Raw genomic sequence first — 2,463 nt, 5'->3', positions numbered from 1 at the left:
CCCCCCACCCGTCCCCCCGGCCCGGCGCCGCGGAACTGCACCCCACGGAGGCGTGACCGACATGGTGTCACCGTACGAGGAGATCGCCGCGACCCGGCCGCGCATCCGCCGGGACGTGCTCTACACGCAGACGCCGACCGGAGTCCACTTCCACAACGCACGCGGCGGTTTCAGCGTTGTGATGCCGTCGGCCTACCGCTTCGCGTCCCTGATCGTGCCGCACCTGACCGGCGACAACACGGTGGCCGCGCTGTGCGGGGGCCTCGGCGACAAGCAGCGCGACATGGTGGCGCAACTCGTCGGCACACTCTACGCGCGTGGCTTCGCCAGGGACGCGGTCCCGCCCGCCGCCGACGCGCCCGCGCCCGACGAGGCCGTGGCGCGGCGGTTCGCCGCGCAGATCGCCTACGTCGACCACTACGCGGATGACGCGGCGGCCCGGTTCCTGCGCTTCCGGCACACCCGGGTGGCCGTGCTCGGCGACGACGCGCTCGCGCACTGGGCGGCGCTGTCCCTGGTCCGCAACGGCTGTGCGCGCGTGGCCGTCACGTCCGGCGTCACGTCCGCTGCCATGTCCGGTGGCGGTCCCGCCGTTGTCTCCGCCGTCCCCTCGGTGTCCGTGGAGGCCGCGGCGCTGCGGGACGAGGGCTGTCCGGTCGCGCTCGACGTACTCGAATCCGGCCGCGTGCCGGGCGAGTTCGGCTGGGCCGACCTCGACGGCTACGACCTCGTGCTGGTCACCGGCGACCATGGCCCGCGGCAGGTCGCCGCGCTGTCCGAGGGCCGCCCGGCCGGGAAGAAGGTGCTGCCCGCCTGGACGTTCGGCCGGTCGGCGGTGGTGGGGCCGCTGCTCACGGACGGGCCCGACGCGTCGGGTGCGTCGGGCGGTTCCGACGGTTCCGACGGTTCGGGCAGGTCCGGCGGGTCCGCCGCGCCGGCCGGCTGCTGGACCTGTGCGGCGCTGCGGCTCGGCGCCAACGGGGACCCGGCCGCCGCCGCCGACCTGTGGAGCGGGCTGGCCCCCGGCGGCCCGCGCGACCAGCCCGGCGCGGCCTCGCTGAGCGGTCCGCTCGCCGCCATGCTCGGCAACCTCCTCGGCTACGAGGTCTTCCGGCTCACCACGGGCGCGTTGCCCGCGGAGACCGAGGGCCGGCTGATCATCCAGGACACCGACTCCCTCGACACCGTCACCGAACCCCTTCTCCCGCACCCGCGCTGCCCCGCCTGTGCCCCGCTCGCGGCACCGGCCGTGGCGGTCACCGACCTGGAGCAACTCGACCCGACCGGCGACGCCGTACCGGCCGGGGAGTTCGGCGAGCGCGAGCTGTCCGCCGCGGTGGGGGACGCCGACGCCGGGCAGGCCGCGCTCGCCGAGCTCACCGACCGGGCCGCGCTCGTCCAGCCCACCGCGGGCGTCTTCCAGGCGTACGCGGACGAGACGTGGGCGCAGACCCCGCTCAAGGCCGCCACGGTACGGCTCGGCCTCGGCCACGGTGTACGGCGGGAGATCAGCGCGTTCGACGTCCACCACGTCGCCGGGGCCCGGCTGCGCGCGCTGCACCGGGCCGCCGAGGTCTACGCCGAACACGTTGTACCGATACCGGAACCGCTCACCGGCGCCGCGCTCGACGCGGCCCGGGAGAAGTGGCAGGCGGCCGACCCGGCTGCCCTCGCCACCGCGGCCGGGCTCGGGTTCGGCGCCGAGGCGGTCACCACGTGGTGCACGGCCAGCTCGCTGCTCGGCGGTGGCACCGTGCTCGTACCAGCCGCCGCGGTACGCCCGTTCGGCCCGTACAACCGGGACCGGCTGGTCGAGCCGACCTCCGCGGGCACCGGCGCCGGCCGCACCCCGGCCGAGGCCGCCGCCCGCGGCGTGCTCACCGCGCTCGGCCACGCCGCCCTACGTGCCGCACTGCACCGGACGACCGAGGTCCGCGCGATCGACCCGGCCGCACTGGCGGCACGGGTCGGCCCGGAGGACGGCGCCGACGCCGAACTCACCTTCCTGCTGCGGTCGGCCGCCAACCTCGGCGCCGACCTCGGCGCCGGGCTCGACCTCCTCGACCTCGGCGCGCCGGACACCCGGCCCGCCCCCACCGTGCTCGCCCGCGCGGGCGGGAGTTGGGCGCTGGGCACCGCACTGTGCTGGCGCGACGCGGCACTCGAAGCCCTCCGCGACCTGCTCGGCGCCCTCCAACTGGCCTCCGACGGGGCCGAATCGGGCGACCCGGCCGATGCCGGCGACCGTCCCGGCTCCGGCGATCGCATCGGCTCCGTCCGCGTCGACACCGGCGATCCGGTCATGAAGGACCTCGCACCTGCCACCATCGCGGCCGCGCGGGACACCCGGCCCGTGCCGCTCGCCGAGCGGACCGACTGGGCCACCGTCGCCGCCCGGCGGCGCGCGGCCGGGCCGGCCCTGCGGGCCGTGCCCGTGCCTGCGCCCCGGGCGTTCGCGACGAC

The 2,463-nt window shown here is 77.1% G+C and carries 1 protein-coding gene; it reads left to right on the top strand.

Going from position 1 to position 2,463, the window contains the following annotated elements; translation table 11 throughout:
• Window positions 1-61: 61 nt before the first annotated feature.
• A partial coding sequence (locus AC13HU_RS35655; protein WP_483046147.1) for a TOMM precursor leader peptide-binding protein occupies window positions 62-2,463 on the top strand: 2,402 nt, incomplete at its 3' end.

It is taken from the genome of Streptomyces sp. NH27, from assembly GCF_056859195.1.
Note: the sequence above shows the minus strand (reverse complement) of the source record. Positions and strands in the feature narration are given on the sequence as shown.